19 protein-coding genes and 1 pseudogene are annotated in these 17,752 nt (G+C 73.4%); 3 read left to right on the plus strand and 17 right to left on the minus strand.

Annotated features, from left to right (window positions below; translation table 11 throughout):
• From ACGFYH_RS21935 to ACGFYH_RS21990, 12 genes are all read right to left on the minus strand, one after another.
• Complete coding sequence (locus tag ACGFYH_RS21935) at window positions 1-183, minus strand: gas vesicle protein (protein ID WP_393804833.1); 183 nt, start codon at window positions 181-183, stop codon at window positions 1-3.
• Window positions 180-995: a GvpL/GvpF family gas vesicle protein gene (locus ACGFYH_RS21940; RefSeq protein ID WP_393804834.1), complete on the minus strand. Its 816-nt coding sequence runs from the start codon at window positions 993-995 to the stop codon at window positions 180-182. Before ACGFYH_RS21940 ends, ACGFYH_RS21935 begins: the two co-directional genes overlap by 4 nt.
• Window positions 992-1,318, minus strand: a complete 327-nt coding sequence (locus ACGFYH_RS21945; protein WP_055419336.1) for a gas vesicle protein — start codon at window positions 1,316-1,318, stop codon at window positions 992-994. Before ACGFYH_RS21945 ends, ACGFYH_RS21940 begins: the two co-directional genes overlap by 4 nt.
• Window positions 1,315-2,514 carry an SRPBCC family protein gene (locus tag ACGFYH_RS21950; protein ID WP_393804835.1) on the minus strand — a complete coding sequence of 400 codons (1,200 nt, stop codon included), beginning with the start codon at window positions 2,512-2,514 and terminating at the stop codon, window positions 1,315-1,317. Before ACGFYH_RS21950 ends, ACGFYH_RS21945 begins: the two co-directional genes overlap by 4 nt.
• Window positions 2,511-3,203 (minus strand): DNA primase, encoded by a 693-nt coding sequence (locus ACGFYH_RS21955; RefSeq protein ID WP_393804836.1) that lies wholly within the window; start codon window positions 3,201-3,203, stop codon window positions 2,511-2,513. The genes ACGFYH_RS21950 and ACGFYH_RS21955 overlap by 4 nt, the downstream gene beginning before the upstream one ends.
• Window positions 3,200-3,463 carry a gas vesicle protein GvpG gene (locus ACGFYH_RS21960; protein WP_393804837.1) on the minus strand — a complete coding sequence of 88 codons (264 nt, stop codon included), beginning with the start codon at window positions 3,461-3,463 and terminating at the stop codon, window positions 3,200-3,202. Before ACGFYH_RS21960 ends, ACGFYH_RS21955 begins: the two co-directional genes overlap by 4 nt.
• Window positions 3,464-3,467: 4 nt before the next feature.
• The gene (locus ACGFYH_RS21965; protein ID WP_393804838.1) at window positions 3,468-4,241 is read right to left on the minus strand and encodes a GvpL/GvpF family gas vesicle protein; all 774 of its coding nucleotides are present in this window, start codon (window positions 4,239-4,241) and stop codon (window positions 3,468-3,470) included.
• On the minus strand, window positions 4,238-4,675 hold the full coding sequence (locus ACGFYH_RS21970; RefSeq protein WP_030178468.1) for a gas vesicle structural protein GvpA: 438 nt from the start codon (window positions 4,673-4,675) through the stop codon (window positions 4,238-4,240). Before ACGFYH_RS21970 ends, ACGFYH_RS21965 begins: the two co-directional genes overlap by 4 nt.
• 61 nt (window positions 4,676-4,736) lie before the next feature.
• A complete protein-coding gene (locus ACGFYH_RS21975; RefSeq protein ID WP_393804839.1) occupies window positions 4,737-5,129 on the minus strand; it encodes a gas vesicle protein in 393 nt (130 codons plus the stop codon).
• A 75-nt stretch (window positions 5,130-5,204) separates the two neighbouring features.
• Complete coding sequence (gene ligD, locus ACGFYH_RS21980; RefSeq protein WP_393804840.1) at window positions 5,205-6,131, minus strand: non-homologous end-joining DNA ligase; 927 nt, start codon at window positions 6,129-6,131, stop codon at window positions 5,205-5,207.
• Entirely contained in the window at window positions 6,128-7,975 is a 1,848-nt protein-coding gene (locus ACGFYH_RS21985) for a transketolase (protein ID WP_393804841.1), read from the minus strand. Before ACGFYH_RS21985 ends, ligD begins: the two co-directional genes overlap by 4 nt.
• Entirely contained in the window at window positions 7,972-9,729 is a 1,758-nt protein-coding gene (locus ACGFYH_RS21990) for an FAD-dependent oxidoreductase (RefSeq protein WP_393804842.1), read from the minus strand. The genes ACGFYH_RS21985 and ACGFYH_RS21990 overlap by 4 nt, the downstream gene beginning before the upstream one ends.
• A 182-nt stretch (window positions 9,730-9,911) precedes the next feature.
• Between ACGFYH_RS21990 and ACGFYH_RS21995 the strand changes: the two genes are divergently transcribed.
• On the plus strand, window positions 9,912-10,874 hold the full coding sequence (locus ACGFYH_RS21995) for an LLM class F420-dependent oxidoreductase (RefSeq protein WP_393804843.1): 963 nt from the start codon (window positions 9,912-9,914) through the stop codon (window positions 10,872-10,874).
• 100 nt (window positions 10,875-10,974) lie between these two features.
• Here the strand turns inward: ACGFYH_RS21995 and ACGFYH_RS22000 are convergent, their stop codons facing one another.
• Window positions 10,975-11,505, minus strand: a complete 531-nt coding sequence (locus ACGFYH_RS22000) for a phage holin family protein (protein ID WP_393804844.1) — start codon at window positions 11,503-11,505, stop codon at window positions 10,975-10,977.
• Window positions 11,506-11,585: 80 nt separating this feature from the next.
• Here ACGFYH_RS22000 and ACGFYH_RS22005 point away from each other — a divergent pair, with 80 nt between their 5' ends.
• On the plus strand, window positions 11,586-11,936 hold the full coding sequence (locus ACGFYH_RS22005; protein WP_393804845.1) for a VOC family protein: 351 nt from the start codon (window positions 11,586-11,588) through the stop codon (window positions 11,934-11,936).
• A 30-nt stretch (window positions 11,937-11,966) separates the two neighbouring features.
• On the opposite strand, the gene ACGFYH_RS22010 is transcribed toward ACGFYH_RS22005, so the two are convergent.
• Window positions 11,967-13,946, minus strand: coding sequence for a DUF5107 domain-containing protein (locus ACGFYH_RS22010; RefSeq protein ID WP_393804846.1), 1,980 nt, complete (start codon window positions 13,944-13,946; stop codon window positions 11,967-11,969).
• A gap of 187 nt (window positions 13,947-14,133) precedes the next feature.
• On the opposite strand from ACGFYH_RS22010, the pseudogene ACGFYH_RS22015 reads away from it, so the two are divergent.
• A pseudogene (locus tag ACGFYH_RS22015) lies at window positions 14,134-14,262 on the plus strand (DUF6204 family protein); the annotation flags it as partial.
• Here the strand turns inward: ACGFYH_RS22015 and ACGFYH_RS22020 are convergent.
• Genes ACGFYH_RS22020 through ACGFYH_RS22030 form a run of 3 tightly spaced genes read right to left on the minus strand, consistent with a single transcriptional unit; the run spans window position 14,234 to window position 17,736 of the window.
• Window positions 14,234-14,812 carry a GNAT family N-acetyltransferase gene (locus ACGFYH_RS22020; protein WP_393804847.1) on the minus strand — a complete coding sequence of 193 codons (579 nt, stop codon included), beginning with the start codon at window positions 14,810-14,812 and terminating at the stop codon, window positions 14,234-14,236. The pseudogene ACGFYH_RS22015 and the gene ACGFYH_RS22020 overlap by 29 nt on opposite strands.
• Before the next feature lie 18 nt (window positions 14,813-14,830).
• Window positions 14,831-15,772 carry an LD-carboxypeptidase gene (locus ACGFYH_RS22025; protein ID WP_393804848.1) on the minus strand — a complete coding sequence of 314 codons (942 nt, stop codon included), beginning with the start codon at window positions 15,770-15,772 and terminating at the stop codon, window positions 14,831-14,833.
• The gene (locus tag ACGFYH_RS22030) at window positions 15,769-17,736 is read right to left on the minus strand and encodes a prolyl oligopeptidase family serine peptidase (RefSeq protein WP_393804849.1); all 1,968 of its coding nucleotides are present in this window, start codon (window positions 17,734-17,736) and stop codon (window positions 15,769-15,771) included. The genes ACGFYH_RS22025 and ACGFYH_RS22030 overlap by 4 nt, the downstream gene beginning before the upstream one ends.
• Between the last annotated feature and the right edge of the window lie 16 nt (window positions 17,737-17,752).

Consider the following 17,752-nt stretch of genomic DNA (forward strand, 5'->3'; position numbering starts at 1 on the left):
TCAGTCCCCGAACGGTGAGGGAACGTTGCGGTCGACCGAGCTGATCAGCGCGTTGAGGTCGATGCGGACCAGATCGACGTCCGCGATGCGCAGCGTGACGTCGCCCGTGATGACGACTCCGCCGGCCAGCAGCCGGTCGAGCAGGTCCACGAGGGCGATCTCACGGCGTTCCACGACGGTCACGGCCCCTCCCCCTCCCCCGCGTCTTCGCCGCCGGCGGTCTCTTCACCGGCAGCCTCCTCACCGGCGAAGGAATAGGCCGCCCAGGGCCCGGTGAGTTCCACTCGAATTCCCGGGGCGTCGTCCTTCGTGCCGTCCACCATTTCCACGAATTCCTCGGACGCGTCCCGGCGTACCAGATAGGCGGCATTGAGGACGTTCCGTCCGGCGGCACCGGAAAGGCGGGGATTCTGCGGCGCGTGCAGCCGTGCGTCGTCGGCCCGCTCGGAAAGGGACCGGTGCAGACCCGTGGCGAACTCCTCGGCCCTGGTCCACAGGTCCTCGTTCGCCCGGGTCTGCCGGCGCCGCTGCCGCAGGTAGTCCCGGCCCGAGGCGGGCTTCGGCGCGGGCTGCGCCGGCGCGGCCCGCTGCTCGGGCTCCGCCTCGACGTACACCTTCACGCCCCATTCCACCCGTCCGTCGAGCCGGTCGAGCGTGCGCCGGAAGGCCGTCTCGCGCTCCTCCAGCATCACACGTACTCCGCTGTCGTCCCGGAAGACGGTGGCCAGCCGGAGCGGCAGCGGAGTGGTGACGGCGGTGAGCGCGTCGACGACCTGCTGGTGGGCGCGGGCGGTACCGGTCAGCCAGTCCAGGTCCTCCAGGTGGGCGCGCAGCGCCTCCTCGCCGAAGTGGGCCTCGGGCACATGACTGACGACGGCGACCAGGTCGCCGTGCGGCAGCAGCCGGGGCGGATCGCCCGCCACCCCCGTGAGCTGGCTCTGGAGGGCCGCGTCGAAGGGGCGGCAGACGGCGTAGACGTAGCGCAGACCGGTCACGGCGCCTCCCTCGGTACGCGGCCCGGGTCCAGCTCTCTCAGACGCTCGCGCAACTCGGCGTTCTCCCTCGTCAGTTCGTCGCGCCGGGCGCGCGAGGAGAGAGCGGGGTCGCTCTCCCACCAGTCGATGCCCATCTCCTTGGCCTTGTCGACGGAGGCGACGACGAGCCGCAGCTTGATGGTCAGCAACTCGATGTCGAGCAGGTTGATCCGGATGTCGCCCGCGATGACGACGCCCTTGTCGAGCACCCGCTCCAGGATGTCGGCGAGATTGGCGCTCTGTCCCTGGCCGTAGGGATCGGGCAGCCGGCTGGGGGTGGTCATCGACGGCTCCCGCCCTCGGCGTCCTCGTACCCGTCACGGGACACGTCCTCGTCCTCCCCGGCTTCCTTGTCCTCCTCGTACTCGCCCTCCGGTTCCTCGTCGTACCGCTCCTCGGGCTCGCCCTCCGGCGCTTCCTCGTACTCGCCCTCGGGCTCTTCCTCGTACGCTTCCTCGGGCTCCTCGTCGTACTCGCCCTCGGGTTCTTCGGCCTCTTCGGGCTCTTCCTCGTACTCGCCCTCGGACTCCTCGTCGTACTCGGCGTCCGCCTCGCCCTCGGGCTGCTGCTCCTGGTCCTGCTCCTGCTCCTGCTCCTCTTCCTCCTCCGCCACCGCGTCCTCGTGGCTGCGGACGACCTCGCCGTCGCGTATCTCGCCGCGCCAGCCGTCGTCCGCCTCGCCCTTGAAGGTGATGTGACGGACGTAGTTCTTCAGGTCGAGCCGGGCCCGGCGGCCCTGGGCGCGCCAGATGTTGCCGGTCTTCTCGAACAGGCCCTTCGGGTAGTACTCGATGACCAGGACCACGCGGGTCAGGCTGTCGGCGAGCCGGTGGAAGCTGACGAAGCCCTTGGTCGAGCCCTTGGCGCCCTCGGAGGTCCAGGAGATCCGGTCGTCGGGCACCTGCTCGGTGGTCTTCGCCTTCCAGCTGCGGTTGGACCAGAAGACCTTCAGCTGCCAGTCGGAGGACGTGTCGTCGGCGCGGTTCGCGCTCTTGACGCCCTTGGCGAAGGTGCTGAAGTCCTGGTACTGGGTCCACTGGTCGTAGGCGGTGCGCAGCGGCACACCCACGTCGACGTACTCGATGATGACGGTCGGCTTCTGGCCCCCGCCGCCCTTCTTCCTGCCCTTGCCGCCGGTGAGGTTCTTGAAGGCACCGGCCACGTTGTCCTTCACCTTGCCGGCGCCGACCTCCAGGGCGGCCCGCACCGGGCCCTTGCCCTCGGCGAGCTTGCGCCCGCCGTCGAGGGCGAGCTGGCCGAATCCGGGGCTGTTGCCCTCCGCGATGTCGTTGAGCTTGCCGGTGGTCTCGCCGAGCTTGGTGCCGACGCCGGTCAGCAGCCGGGTGACCTGGGCGGCGAGGTAGTCCTGCACCTCCGCCTTGAGGCGGTCGGCCGCCTCGCTCCGCGCCACGTCGGCCAGCGGGTTCTTCTTCGCGGCCTTTCCCGCCGTGGAGGCCGCGGAACCGAGGGTGTCGCTCATCGCTCAGCACCGCCCTTCGGCTGCCGGCCACCGGCGCCGCGCGCGGCGCTCCTGGCCCCGGCCGTCTTCTTGCCGGCCGCCTTCCTGGCGGGCTGGGCCCGCTTCGCCGCGGCCTTCTTCGCCGGGGCCTTGGCCGCGGCCTGCTTCGCGGGTGTCTCCTCGGCGGTCTCCTCGGCCGTCTTCCGTGCCTCGGACGGGGCCTTCTTCGCGGGCCGCCGGCGCCGCGGCTCCCGCTGCGGCTCGCGCCGCTCCCTCGATTCCCCGGGCTCGTCGTCCGCCTGCTCGTCCTCGTACTCCGCGTCCTGCTCCGAGTCCTCCGAGTCCTCGGAGTCGCGGGAGTCGCCGGATCCGGCGCCGGGCGCCTTGGACGCCACGCCGGAGAGCTGGTCGCGCACCTCGGCGGTGCGCCCGTGCAGCCGGTCCGCGAGCGCCTCGATCTGCCGCTCGACCATGGCGCCCGAGGCGGCCTTGCCCACACCCCGCAGGTCCGTGCGCAGCTGATCCCCGATCTCCTTGAACTGGGGGTTGTTCTGGAGCTGTCCGGAGACCAGTTCGGCGATGCCCTTCGGGGTCAGGTTCATCTTCTTGCCGGCCACCATGGTGCCCACGGCGACCGCGAGTTTCAGTTTCTTCGTGCGTCCCAGCAGATATCCGGCCCCTACCGCGAGGCCCAGTCCCACTCGATTCATGGCGCCGTCCCGTTGCCCAATCCCGCGCTCGTGCGCGTAGCGGTCTCCAGCCGGTCCAGAAGCTCGTCCTCCTGTCGGTCGAACTCCTCCTCGGTGATCTCGCCGGCCTCCAACTGCTCTTCCAGACGGGCAAGTTCGGCCCTGACCGTGGCGGGGTCGTAGTAGATCCGCTCGGCCTCGTTCAACACCTGCCTGATGGCCCAGGCGCTGCCGCGCGCCGGAGCGAGCGGCAGCAGCAGGATCTCCGAGATCAGTCCCATGACGTCACCCCGCTCCGGCGTCCGCCCCGCCGGCCGCGGTGCCCGCGGGCTCCGCCGGGCCGGGCTCGACGAAGCTGTAGGGGGGCAGCGGGCCGTTCACGCGGACCTCGAGGTGCGGCATCCGCCCGCGGGCCTGCTCGACGGCGGCCAGGAACTCGTCGGCCGTCTCCCGCTTCACCAGGAACGACACGTTGGCCAGCCAGCCGGTGGACTCGGGGCCCACGCTCACGGCGTCGGCGGCCTGCTCCAGGGCGCGCTCCAGATCGGTGGCGTCCTCGGCCTCCTTGTCCTTGACCGCGGCGGCGACCATCTCGCCAAGCTGGATCTTGGCTTCGTAACTGCCGCCTCCAGCCTGCCTGTTGGACTCGGCGAGGGCACGGATCTCGGGGTTCTGGGCCATCACGTGGTGCAGTACGGCCTCTTCGACGTGGTTGGCCTTGATGTTGTACTCGACCCGGCCGTCCAGCGCTTCCAGGCGTTCCGCGTAGTGCTCGGCACGCTCGGCGAGCACTCCGGTGACCGCGTCGTCGTCCGGGGCGACGCTGCCGAAGCGCATGGGCAGCACGCAGCCGTCGGCGCCGATCTCGGTCAGTACGTTCTGGTGGGCGAGCAGTTCCCTGCGCTTGGGACGCAGCCCCTCGGGCGCGTCGCTGACGACGGCCGCCAGGCCGCCCTCCTTGAGGACCCGCACCTCGCGCGGCGGGTCACCGACTCCTCTCGTGCCCTCGGGGAGCGCGGGGTGCGTGGCGGCGGTGATGCCGTAGACGTACGTACTCACTCCTGCTCCTCCTTCCGGCGCGAGGGCGCGGCCTTGCGGGCGCGCGGACGCGATGAGGTCTCGCGCTCGGAGCCGCCCTCGTCACGGGCCTGCTTGAACGCGTCGGAGATGGTCTCGGCGGCGCCGGACAGCGCCCCCTTGGACTTGCCGCGGGCACCGGACTCGGTCATCTCACCGACCAGGTCGGGCAGCCCCGGGTCCTTGCGCGGCCCGGCCTCCAGGTCGAGCCGGTTGCACGCCTCGGCGAACCGCAGATAGGTGTCCACGCTGGCGACGACGACGCGGACGTCGATCTTCAGGATCTCGATTCCGACCAGGGAGACGCGCACGAACGCGTCGATGACGAGCCCCCTGTCCAGAACAAGCTCAAGCACGTCGTAGAGGCCGCTGCTGCCGCCTCCGCCGCCGGTCTGCTGTGCCGGTACGACAGTCATGCCGGTTGTTCCTCCATCGTGTCGGTGGGTGTGAAGACGTTCGGCCGGTCGGGTCGGGCGGCTAGCGGCCGCGCGCGTCGGACCGGCCGCGCTCGTAGCGCCGGACGCGCCGGTAGCCCGTGAGCTGCCCGTCGGAGTCGAGCTCCACCTGGTAGCTCGCCATCAGGCTCATGGTGTCGGGCACCCGCTCCAGTTCGAGGACCTCGATCTCGAGTGCCCATCCCTCCTCCGTCTGCTCGAAGGACGACACGGACTCGGCGGTCATACCGGTGAGCTCCGCAAGCTGGGTGCGCGCCTCGCGCAGAACCTCCATCGGCTTGGGACGGCGCGGCTCCCGAGACTCTTGTGATGTCTCGGACTTTTGAGATGAACGCGATGCTTGTGATGTCTGGGATGATTTCTGCGAACTCTGTTGTGAGCCTTGCGATTCGGATGTGTTTTTCGTGTTCGACATGGCCACCTCCCCCTCCGTATGGCCGCAAGCCTGTTCGCCAAACCTCGCCCGGGCGGCCCGGGCCGATCGGATCGCTCAGCCGTGCAGGGCGTCCAGCCGCCGCCGCGCGGGACCCAGGGCCCTGGCGCGGTTCATGATTCCGGCCCAGGGTCTGGTGCGGGCCTGCTCGACGGCGTCCGCGACGGTCCAGCGGCGGGCGTGCAGGGCGGGGTCGTCCAGCTGGTCCCAGGAAATGGGCGTGGCCACGGGGGCGCCCGGCCGGGCGCGGACGGTGAACGGGGCGACCGCCGTCTGCGCGTAGGCGTTGCGCTGGATGTCGAGGTAGAGCCGGTCGCCGCGGTCCTTCTTGCGGGTCGCGGTGGTGAGCCGGCCGGGGTGTGCCGCGGCCAGGACGTCGGCGACTGCGCGCGCGAACTCCCGTACGTCCTCGAAGTCTTGGCCGCCGTCCAGCGGAACGACGACATGCAGTCCCCGGGAACCGGTGGTCATCGGTGCCGATGGAAGCTCCAGCTCGTCGAGCAGCTCGCTCAGGAGCCGGGCCGCTTCCCGGACCGCCTCGAAGTCGTCACCGGCCGGATCGAGGTCGAAGACCATCCGGTCCGGCCGGTCGACCCGCCCGGTCCGGGACAGCCAGCGGTGCAGGGTGAGCGCCGCCTGGTCGGCGAGGTAGACGAGGGTGGCGGAGTCGTCGCAGACGGTGTGGCAGACGGTGCCGCCCTCCTTGCCGACCTCGACGCGGTCGATCCACTCCGGGTAGTGGTCCGGGGTGTTCTTCTGCATGAACCTCGGCCCGTCGACTCCGTCCGGGTGCCGCTCCAGCATCAACGGGCGGCCCCGCAGGTGCGGCAGCATGAACGGGGCGACGGCACGGTGGTAGTCGACGAGATCGCCCTTGGTGTACTCCTTCGCGCCGCCGCCCCCGGGGAACAGCACCTTGTCCGGCCGGTGGACCTCCACCGTGTGCCGGCCGGCCCGCACGGTCCGTGCCCCGCCGGCGCTCACGAAACGATCGCCTGCTCCACGAGCATCCGTGCGGCCGCCTCGATGGACTCGGCGTCGATCCCCGCGGCACGCAGTTCCTCCGCCGGGCTCGCGGAGCCCGGCATCGTCTTGACCGCGAGCCGGACCAGCCGGGGCACGGGCCGTCCGTCGCTGAACGCGTCCAGGACCGCGTCGCCGATGCCGCCCTCCCGGCGGTGGTCCTCCACGGTCACCAGACAGCCGGTCTCCTCGGCGGCCGCGCGCAGCGTGGCGCGGTCGACGGGCTTGACCGAGTACAGGTCGACGACCCGCACCGGGATGCCGTCCCGTTCGAGGGCGTCGGCCGCGGCGAGCGCCTCGTGCAGGGTGACGCCGGCCGCGACGAGGGTGAGCCGGTCCCGGTCGGAGGAGCGCAGCACCTTGCTGCCGCCGACGGGGAACTCCTCGTCGGGGCCGTAGATCACCTTGCTCTCGCCGCGCGAGGTGCGCAGGTAGCGGATGCCCTCCAGATCGGCCATCCCGGCGACGAGGCGGGCGGCCTGGTTGGCGTCGCACGGGTACAGCACGGTCGAGCCGTGGATGGCCCGCATCATCGCGAGGTCCTCCAGGCCCATCTGACTGGGCCCGTCCTGGCCGATGGCGACGCCCGCGTGGGAGCCGACGAGGTTGATGCCGGAGCCGCTGACCGCGGCCATGCGCACGAAGTCGTAGGCGCGGGTCAGGAAGGCGGCGAACGTGGTGGCGAACGGCACCCAGCCGCGTGCCGCCATTCCCACGGCGGTGGCGACCATCTGCTGCTCGGCGATGTAGCACTCGAAGTAGCGCTCGGGGTGTTCCTTGGCGAAGAACTCGGCCCGCGTGGAGTCCCCGACCTCGCCGTCGAGGGCGACGACGTCGCCGCGCGCGGTGCCGAGCGCGGCGAGCGCCTCGCCGAAGGCGTTGCGGGTGGCGACCTCGTCGCCCTTGTCGTAGCGGGGCAGCTCGATCTGTCCGGTGCCCGTGGAGTGCAGGGCCCGCGCGGCCTCGGGCTCGTGCACCCGCACCCTGAGGTCGCGGGGACCGCCGAGTTCGGCGACGGCCTCCTCTGCCTCGGGCAGCGGCTTGCCGTGCTGTCCCTCGCGGTCCTCCACCGCCTTCACTCCCTTGCCCTTGAGGGTGCGGGCGATGATCGCGGTGGGCTGACCCCTGGTGGACAGGGCCTCGCCGTAGGCGCGGTCGATGGCGTCGACGTCGTGGCCGTCGACCTCGATGGTGTGCCACTCGAAGGCCCGGAAACGGCGTGCGTACGCGTCGAGGTCGTGGCCGTGCCGGGTGGGGCCGCGCTGGCCGAGCCGGTTGACGTCGACGATCACGGTGAGGTTGTCGAGGCGCTCGTGCCCGGCGTGCTCGGCGGCCTCCCACACCGACCCCTCGGCCATCTCGCTGTCACCGCACAGCACCCACACGCGGTAGTCGGTACGGTCGAGACGCTTGCCGGACAGCGCGATGCCGACACCCACGGGCAGGCCCTGGCCGAGCGAACCGGTGGCCGTCTCGACCCACGGCAGCCGCTGCGGCGTGGGGTGCCCCTCCAGGCGGCTGCCCAGCTTCCGGAAGGTGAGCAGTTCCTCGTCGTCGATGGCGCCGGCCGCCTTGAAGGCGGAGTAGAGCAGGGGTGAGGCGTGTCCCTTGGAGAGCACGAAGCGGTCGTTGCCGGGGTGGGCGGGGCGCTCGAAGTCGTAGCGGAGGTGGTTGGCCAGCAGTACGGCCATCAGGTCCGCGGCGGACATCGACGACGTCGGATGCCCGGAGCCCGCAGCGGCGGACGCCCGTACGCTGTCGACGCGCAACTGCTGTCCGAGGTCGACGAGTTCACCGGTGTTCATGAGTCTCCTTCCACGGCACGTCCGTCGGTGCGTTTGACGGGGCCGGGGGCGATGTCGGGTCCGGGGGGCGGTTGGCCCGCCGGGGGTTCGGGGGCGGCGGGCGGGCCGGCGGACCGGCTCGGTCCGGGGCGGGTGGTGGGCCGTTCGCCGGCGGGGCTTCCATCGGATGTCCGGGACGCCTTGCCCGGCTTGCCGGGACCGGGGGCGGGGCTTGGTCCGGCGGCTTCGACGGTGCGGCGAGGCTTGCCGGACGCACGGGGTGAGTCGGAGCGGCTGCGCTTCGCACGCTCACCGTGCGGCTGACTCCTGGCGGGCTCACCACCCGGCTGACTCCTGGCGGGCTCACCACCCGGCTGACTCCTCGCGGGCTCACCACCCGGCTGCTGCTCGCGCGGCTCGCCGCCGGGGCTCCGCCCGGCGGGCCGGGGGTCCGTCCCGGTCCGCTCCGGGCGCCCCGGCACCCGCGCCACCTCGGGCGACGACGACTCCAGCGGCACGGACCAGGACCGTACGAGACCGAGCTGGACGGCCTGCCGGGGCAGTACCGCGTCGAGCAGCCAGTCGGCGGCGACCCGGACCCGGTTGCCCGGCATCGCCGCGAGGTGGTAGCCGCGGGTGACCGCGCCCGCCGCCGGGCCGGACATCGGCAGACCGAGCGGGTTGGCGGCGGCCTTGGCGCCACCGAGGTCGACGACGAATCCCAGGTCCCGGTGACGGTAGGCCCGCCGTTCCCCGATGCCGAGCGAAGCGGCGACGTTCTGCGCGCATACCTTGCCGTGCCGCCAGGCGTGCTGCGCGGTCATCGGTGTGTACTGGCCCGGCTCGTCCAGGTCGGGCACGGCGGCGACGTCGCCGCAGGCGAACAGTTCGGGCCGCCCCGGCACCTGGAGGTGGGGGTCGACGAGCAGCCGGCCGCGTTCCACGGGCAGCCCCAGGGACTCCACCAGCGGGTCGGGCCGCACGCCCACGCACCACACCAGGGTGCGGGTGTCGACGGTCGAACCGTCGGTCAGCACGACCCCGTCGTGCGTGGCCTCCTGCACGGAGGTCCCCATCCGCACGTCGACGCCCCGCTGCCGCAGCACCCGCTCGGCGGTGCGGGAGAGCCGTTCGTCCATCTCGGGCATGACCCGGGGCGCCACGTCCAGGAGCATCCAGCGCGGCCGCATGCCGGTGCGCATCGGGTGCCTGCGGACCTGGGCGTCGGTGTACATCGCACCGTGCGCGGCGACCTCAGTGCCGGTGTATCCCGCCCCCACCACGACGAACGTGCACCGCGCCGCACACTCGGCCCGGTCCTCCGCCGCCGCGGCCAGCTCCACCTGCCGGGTCACGTGATCGCGCAGATAGAGGGCCTCCGGCAGCCCGCGGAAGCCGTGGGCGTGCTCGGCGACACCGGGGACGGGCAGCAGCTTGTTGACGCTGCCGGCAGCGAGCACCAGCCGGTCGAAGCGGAGCGTGCCGTCCTCGCCCTCCGGGCCGGTGTAGTGCACGGTGTGCCCGTCGAGGTCGATGCCGTCGGCCTCGCCGAGCACCAGCCGCACGTGCGGCAGCGTCCCCGACAGGGACACGCTGACCCGGCGCGGCTCCAGGACTCCGGCGGCGACCTGGGGCAGCAGGGGAAGGTAGAGGAAGTAGTCGGTCGGGTTGAGCAGCGTGATGTCGGCCTGGTGCCGGGTCAGCCGGGACAGGGTGCGGGCCGTCCGGTACCCGGCGAAGCCGGCACCGACGATCACGATGCGGGGTCGGCTCACGGTTCGCCTCCGGGCTGTCGCGTACCTCGTGAGCCTTCCGCGTCCCCTGGGCCCGGGCGTCCAAACGTCCGCGGGAGCGCCGTGGCACGTCCGCGAGGAAGCCGCCGCGCCGCCGGTTTCCGGTCCCGGGGCCGGGTACCCGGCCCCGGACCCACCCGCTCCCTGTCCGGAGGCAACCCCCCATGCCCGAGTACGGCTATTTCCTCTCGTGCGAGCAGTACGGTCCCGCGGAACTCATCGAGCAGGCGCGGATGGCCGAGCAGGCCGGATTCCAGGCACTGTGGATCTCGGACCACTACCACCCGTGGAACGGCGAACAGGGCCAGAGCCCGTTCGTGTGGTCGGTGATCGGCGCGCTGTCCGACGCGGTGTCGCTGCCCGTGGAGACGGCGGTGACCTGCCCGACCGTGCGCATCCACCCGGCGGTGGTGGCGCAGGCCGCGGCGACCAGCGCGGTGATGACGGACGGCCGGTTCCGGCTCGGCGTCGGCACCGGCGAGGCGCTGAACGAGCACATCCTCGGCGACGCCTGGCCCGCCGCGCACGTACGCCTGGAGATGCTGGAGGAGGCCATCCTGATCATTCGCCGGCTGCTCACCGGCGAGGAGGTCAACCACCACGGCACGCACTACACGGTGGAGAACGCCCGCCTGTACACCGTGCCGGACGAGCCCGTCCCGATCGACATCTCGGGCTTCGGACCGGCGGCGACGAAGCTGGCGGCCCGGGTCGGCGACGGCTACATCACGATGATGCCGGACGCCTCGATGGTGGAGCAGTACCGCAAGGGCGGGGGCGGCGGAAAGCTGGTCAGCGGGGGCACGAAGGTCTGCTACGACACCGACAAGGACGCGGCCGTACGCACCGTGCACCGGTTGTGGGCCAACGAGCAGCTGCCCGGCGAGCTGGGCCAGGTGCTGCCCTCGCCGAAGCACTTCGAGCAGGCACAGACCCTGGTCACCGAGGACATGGTGCGGGACAGCCGGGTGTGCGGCGACGACGTGGACGAGCACGTCGCGGAGCTGAAGCAGTTCGCCGACGCCGGTTTCGACCGCGTCTACGTCAACCAGATCGGCCCGGACCTGCGCGGCTTCTTCGACCTCTACCGCACCAAGGTGCTGCCGCAGCTCCAGCAGAGCACCTGACGCGCGCCACGCAACAGGGGTGCGCCCCGCACGGATGCCTTCCGTGCGGGGCGCACCCCTGTTCCGTTGTTCCGGCCTCCTCCGCTTCGTTCGCGGCCGGTCAGCCGCGGTGGTGCCTGGTCTCGGGGTCGATGTCGTCCTGGCGCGGCGCCGCAGGCCCGGTAGCGCCGGGTGCGGGCGTCCCCGCGCCCGGGGCGGCGGTCGCGCCGCCCACGCCGCCGGGCGCGACGGGCGGCATCGGCGGGTACGGCATGCCGAGTCCGCCGGGCGGAGCGGCGGGCGGGCCACCGCCGGCGACGTGCTCGTGCCCACTGCCGTGGGCGGAGGCCGGACCGGAGGCGTGGGGCCGGGCCGCGCCGCGCAGCAGGTAGGCCACCACGCCCAGGAGGACGGCCGTGATCAGCGCGGCGGCCCAGGCCGGGAGTACGACGGCGAGCGCCAGGCCCACCGTGAGCGCGACGGCGGCGCCCGCGTACAGGGCGGCGGCTCCGGACGCGGCGTACAGCGTGGCCTTGCGGCGCTGCCTGCGGGTCTGCTCACGCAGTTCGTCGCGCACGGTCTCGCGTGCCACCTGCGCCAGTTCGTCGACCAGTTGCCTGTCGAGGTGTTCCAAGTGATCCATGCGTTCCATACGTCGCGGGTACCCGCGGGCACGACTTCCATGGGCGGACCGGGGGCGGGCGGCCGGTGGACCCAACTAGGCTCGTCCGTATGGACATTCTGGGAGCCACACTGCGCGTCTACGTCGACGACCTGGACAAGGCGATTCCCTTCTACGAGGGCCTGGCCGGCGGCGAGGCCCTTCGTTTCGAACGCGGCGGCGTCGAAGTCGCCGCCGTGGGCTGCTTCCTGCTGATGAGCGGACCCGAGTCCCAGCTCGAGGTGTTGCGCAAGGTGGCCGCGACGATCGCCGTGACGGACGTCGAGGAGACCCGTCGCGTCCTCAGCTCGCTGGGCGCCGACATCATCGCCGGCCCGGTCCCCACTCCCGCGGGCCGCAACCTGATCGCCCGCCATCCGGACGGGGCGATCTACGAGTACGTGGACCGGCGGGCGGCGTAGGTTCACGAACGGCCGGGCGGCCGGGCGGGCTCACCCCGCGTCCGGCCGCATCCGGAAGTCGTAGCGGGCCGGGAGCGGCGCGTCGTCGAGCCGTGCCCACAGCAGGCCGATGGCCTCGTCGCCCTCCCGCAGGTCGGCGACCTCGAAGCCCTCGTCGAACACGGCCCGCGCCCGCTCGCGCCGGCCCTCCGCGGCCAGCAGCTCCGCCTCGGTGAGCCTGAAGCGGCCACGGGACCGGGTCACGGGGTCGAGCCGCTCCCACACGGCACGGGCGTCCGCCGTGCGCCCGACGGCGAGCAGCGCCCCGATCGCCTCCCGGCCGAGCGCCGCGGCGACGGCCGTCCACCGTCCGCGCGTGTCCGCCCCGCCGGCCCCGGCCGTCCCGTCCGGTCGGCGTGCGCACAGGTCGTCGAAAGCCTGAGCGTACTGGGCGGCGGCGCGCTCGTGGTGACCGCCCTCCTGGTCGGCGACGGCGAGGCAGCGCAGCAACGGCCACCGGTCGGCGGCGGTCTTGAGGCCGCGCTCCCAGCTGCGCACCGCCTGGGCGCGGTCGCCGCCGTGCCACTGCGCGACGCCGAGGTGGTACTCGGCGACCGGCGTGGCGGCCGTGGTCTCCAGCATGTCCCGCCAGGGCCTGGCGACCGGTGTCCCGCCGGGCGGCTCGTGGTGCTCCGGCTCGGGCAGCGACCCGGCGCGCAGCAGGTGCAGCCAGGGCCGCTGTTCCCCGCCGAGGGTGTCCTCGCCGAAGGGGGTGCCGGGCAGCTTCCAGCCTGCGCGCAGCACTTCGAGGGCGCCCCAGCCCGACCCGGTGGCCAGACGCTCGCCGGGCTCGCCGTCGGCGTACGGCCGCCAGGCGTCGTACGCGGCGTCGACGTCGGCCCGCGGCAGGGCGGCCTCCAGCCGCTCCTCGGCGCCGCGCAGCACGGTGTGCCAGTCGCCCTCGGGCGAGGCGTCGAGCGGCCCGTACGCCTCCAGCCAGGACACCTCGCTCTCCGCCTCCAGCTTGACGTGTTCCAGTTGGGTGCGGACGAGTCCGGCCTGGATCTCGCAGTAGCCGCCGGTGCCGGGCTCGGTGAGCCACTCCTGCCAGCGGCGCCCGCCGGGTCCGGTGCCCCACACGAACAGCTTGCGGCCCCGCAGCGCGTCGGTCGAGGTCTGCACCAGCCCGTGGCCGTGCTCGTCGAGGGCGGCGATCCAGCGGCGCCGGCCGTCCGGCACCTCGTAGAAGTAGTCGGCGGCGTACGTACTGTTCAGCGGGTACGTCCGGTCGACGCCCCCGTACCGCGGCACGGACACCCGGCGCAGGCGCCGCTCGTAGCCGAAGTGCCAGGCCTCGTCGGCGGGGGCGAGGACACGGCGGTCCTCGGGGACGGCGATGTTGGACCACCAGTAGGTGGGCGCCGGGCGCTCGTGCGGGTTGCGGACGCGGGCGCCGACGTAGAGGAAGTCCGAGTCCTCCGGCAGCCACAGGTCGACCTGGAAGGGCAGGTCGCGCAGCCGCTCCCACTCCCACAGCCGCAGCATCTCCCCGCCACCGGGAGCGGGGACGCGCGCGGCGTGCACGGGTGAGCAGGACAGGGTGGTGTGGCCGGTGGCGCCGATGTTCCACTCGATGCCGCCGGAGAACCAGGCGCCGTTCAGGGCGAAGTTGGCGGGCTGGAGCACGGGGTTGACGTAGAGGAGTTCGCGGCCGGTCGGCTTGTGGTGGAGGGAGGCGATGCGGCCGCCGAGGGCCGGCAGGACGGTGGCCCGCAGCCGGTCGTTCTCGATGACGAGCGCGTCCAGCTCGCGCGGTTCGCGACCGCGGTCGTAGCCGTCCCGGACCTGGACGGGCAGCAGGCTGCGCAGTGGCTCGTAGTCGACCCGGCGGGCCATGTCGCGCGGCAGGTCCGCCCGGTCCCGGTCGTCGATGCGGTGGGCCTCGTCCAGGGGACGCAGCGGCGGCAGGGGGTTGTCCGGGCCCAGCGGCGCGGCGGGCAGGGTCAGTACCTCACGTCGGATCGTGGTCACGGTTCCCCATGGAAGCCGCTCACCGGCGCGGTGAACAGGGGCTCCGCAGGCCGGCCGGGGCGACGTGGCTCACGTTTGGTCCGCCGGGGCGCGGTGCGGGCGTGGGCTCGGGGTCGGGCGGTCGGCCCGCGTACGGGTGAGAGCGGGGCGTGAGTGAGCCCGACGCGGCGGGCGGTGGGGAGCGGGCGGCGCCGTCGCCGGGGACCGGGCGGAGAGCGCGCTGCGCGGGCTCGGCCACGGGTTCCGCGATCTCAGGTCGACGGTGACGGACCTGGACACGATGCGGATCAACCGGGAGTCACGTTCTCGGCGGTGATCGCCCAGCGCTGGTGGTCGCGCCAGGCGCCGTCGATGTAGAGCATCCTCGGCGAGAAGCCCTCCAGGTGGAAGCCGCAGGCGCGGGCCAGCGCGATCGAGGCGGCGTTGCCCGGCTGGACGTTGATCTCCAGCCGGTGCAGGCGCATCGGCCCGAACGCGTGGCGCACCACGAGGTCCAGCCCCTCGCGCATCAGTCCCCGGCCCGCCGCGTGCGCGAAGGCGCCGTAGCCGAGCGCGCCGCTGAGGAAGCCGCCCCCGACGATGTTGTTGATGTTCACGAATCCGGCGATGGAGCCGCCGGAGGCGTCCTGGGACGTCCCGGCCGGGTCCCTCTCGCACACCAGGAACCCGGCCTTGGTGCGGTCCTCGATCAGCCGGGCCGCGTAGGCCTCGTACGTCTGGACGCTGTCCGGCGGGAAGAGCCAGGGGTGGTGCAGGTCCTTGCTCTGCCGGGCCCGGGCGGTGAACTCGGCGGCGTCCGCGTGGGTGAAATGCCGGATGCCCACACGCGGGCCCTCGGCGAGGTGGCGGGACGGGGGGTGCGGCATGGGGCCAGCCTACGACGGTCAGCGCAGCGCGGGCCGGTCCAGCGTCAAGGTGCCCGCGTCCGCGTCGAGTTCCGCCGTCACGCCGAACGGGACGGTCAGCGCTCCCTCGCAGTGCCCGAACCCGAACTCCTCGACAACGGGCACGCCGAGGCCGCCGAGCCGGTCGGCCAGCAGGGGCCGCAGCCGTTCGTAGGGGCCGCACTCCTCCCAGGAGCCCAGCAGTACACCGCCGACCCCGTCGAGCCGGCCGGCGCGCAGCAACTGCGTGAGGTAGCGGTCGACGCGGTACGCCTCCTCCCCCACGTCCTCCAGGCACAGCAGCCCTCCGCGCGCGGCGGGCCGGGCGTGCGGGGTGCCCAGTTCGGCGGCGAGCAGAGCGAGGCAGCCGCCCTGGGTGACGCCCCGGGCCCGGCCCGGCACCAGCGCCGTGCCGCCGGAGGCGATCACGCGGACCGTCTCCGGGGCGAACAGGGTGGCCCGCAGGTGCTCCCGCGCCCGCGCGCTCGCGACGAAGTCGGTCCCGGCCGCCATCGGGCCGTGCAGGGTGACCAGGCCGAGGCGGGTGGCGAACGCCTCGTGCAGCGCGGTGACGTCGCTGAAGCCGACGAACACCTTGGGACCGGCCGCGCGCATCGCCTCCCAGTCGAGCAGGTCGGCCATGCGCTGGACGCCGTAACCGCCGCGGGCGCACAGGACCGCGGCCACGGACGGGTCGCACCACGCGGCCTGGAGGTCTGCGGCCCGGTCGGCGTCGCTGCCCGCGAGGTAGTCGAAGGTGCCGTGCCGGTCCAGGACGTGCGGCGCGACGACCGGGTCGAGGCCCCAGCCGCGCAGCACGTCCAGGCCCGCCCGGAGCCGCTCCTCGGGCACGGGCCCGCCGGGTGCGACGACGGCCACCCGGGCGCCGGGGGCGAGCCGGGCCGGCCGGGCCGCTTCTCGCCCCTCTCCCACTCCGCTCATCGGGTCAGCTCCAGGGCCGGGACGCCGGGCGGGGTCAGGCCGAAGACCTGGGCGTAGAGGGAGAGTTCGGCCTCCAGGGCGCGCGCCATGGTCTCCGCCCGGCGGAATCCGTGCCCCTCGCCCTCGAAGGTGAGGTAGGCGTGCGGCACTCCGCGGCCCGCCATGCGTGCGAGGAACCGCTCGCACTGCACGGGCGGGCAGATCACGTCGTCCAGTCCCTGGAGCAGCAGGAACGGGGCGGTGACGCTCTCGGCGTGTTCGGCGGGCGACCGCTCGGTGTAGCGGCCGGGGACCTCGGCGTAGGGGCCGATCAGGCTCTCCAGGTACCGCGACTCGAAGTCGTGGGTCTCCCCCGTGCCCCAGCCGGTCAGGTCGAGGATCGGATAGATGATCGTGCCGCAGGCGTAGACGTCGGTGGTGGCCAGGGACGCCGCCGACGTCCAGCCGCCCGCGCTGCCGCCGCGCACGGCGAGCCGCTCCCGGTCGGCGGTGCCCTCCGCGGCGAGGGCGAGGGCGACGGCCGCGCAGTCCTCCACGTCGACGACGCCCCACTGCTCGCGCAGCCGGCCGCGGTACTCCCGGCCGTGGCCGGTGGAACCGCCGTAGTTGACCTCGGCGACGCCGATGCCGCGGGAGGTGAAGTAGGCGATCTCCAGGTCGAGGACGAGCGGGGAACGGCTGGTGGGACCGCCGTGCGCCCAGACGACGTACGGCGGGAGTTCGCCGTCCGGGGCGGTGCAGCCGGGATTGTGCGGCGGATGGAGGTGGGCGTGGACGTCACGTCCGCCCGGGCCGGTGAAGGTGCGGATCCGCGGCCGCGGGTAGTACGCCGGGTCCACGGCGTCCTCGTGCGGGGCGCCGATCACGCGGGCGCGGCCGGTGCGGGCGTCCAGCTCGACGACCTCGTAGCCGCTGTGCGCGCCGGCGCCGACGCCGACGACCCTCTCCCCGTGGGCGGCGAGGGTCGGCGCGAACTCGGTCCAGGGGCCCGCGGCGTCGACGACCTCACCGGTCTTGGGATCGAGTATGCCGAGGACGGCGGCGCCCCGGCCGTGCAGGACGGCGATCAGACCGCTGTCCAGGGCCGCGAACCAGCGCTGCCCGAGCTTCCACAGCGGCCCGCCGAACTCCTCCTCGCGGACGCACAGTGGCCGCCCGTCCCGGTAGAGGTTCCACCACCCGGTGCGGTCGGAGGCGTACAGCAGGGCGCCGTCCGGGGCCCAGTCCGCCTGGGCGATCGACTCCTCGGGCCCGCCCGCGACGGTCCGGGCGTCCCGGAACGTGCCGTCGGAGCCGACCTCGGCGACGATCAGCTCGGTGCCGTCCCAGGGCATGCGCGGGTGGTCCCAGGCGAGCCAGGCCGCGCGGCGCCCGTCGGGCGAGACGCGGGGTCCGGTGACGAAGCGGTGTTGCTCGCCCGCGAGTTCGCGGACCGCGTCACGGTCGCCGGCCGCGGAGCCGTCCAGCGGCACCGCCACCAGGACGCGGCGCAGGTCGGTGGGCCCGTCGCCGGTGAACTCCTCCAGGACGCACCACACCTCGCCGCGCTCGGGCCGCGGGTCGGGTTCGACCCAGCGCAGTCCGCCGCCCACGGGGGACAGCGGTGTCAGCGGGCGCGGCTCGCCGCCGCCCGGCGTGCAGGCGTAGAGCCGCTGGTCGGCGAAGTTCACGAAGACCACGAGCGGACCCGCGTCGGTCGTGACCGCGGCCCAGGGCCGCCCGCCGTACTCGATGACGCGGCTGCGCACGTTCCACGGCGCGGGCAGCACCGGTTCCTCGGTGCCGTCGGCGCGGCGCCGCACCAGGGTGCGCCGCCCGCCCTCGGTGGGCCGTGGGGCGGTCCACCACACCTCGTCGCCGACGAAGCCGACGTCGTCGGGCCGTCCGTCGTGCGCGGCGGCGAGGGCCGCGTCGACGGGCGAGGGCCACGATCCGTACGACAGAGTCCGCACTGACTGCCCCACTTCTCCTCCAGCTCCT

The sequence above is a fragment of the Streptomyces sp. NPDC048392 genome (assembly GCF_043200575.1).
Classification (GTDB): domain Bacteria; phylum Actinomycetota; class Actinomycetes; order Streptomycetales; family Streptomycetaceae; genus Streptomyces.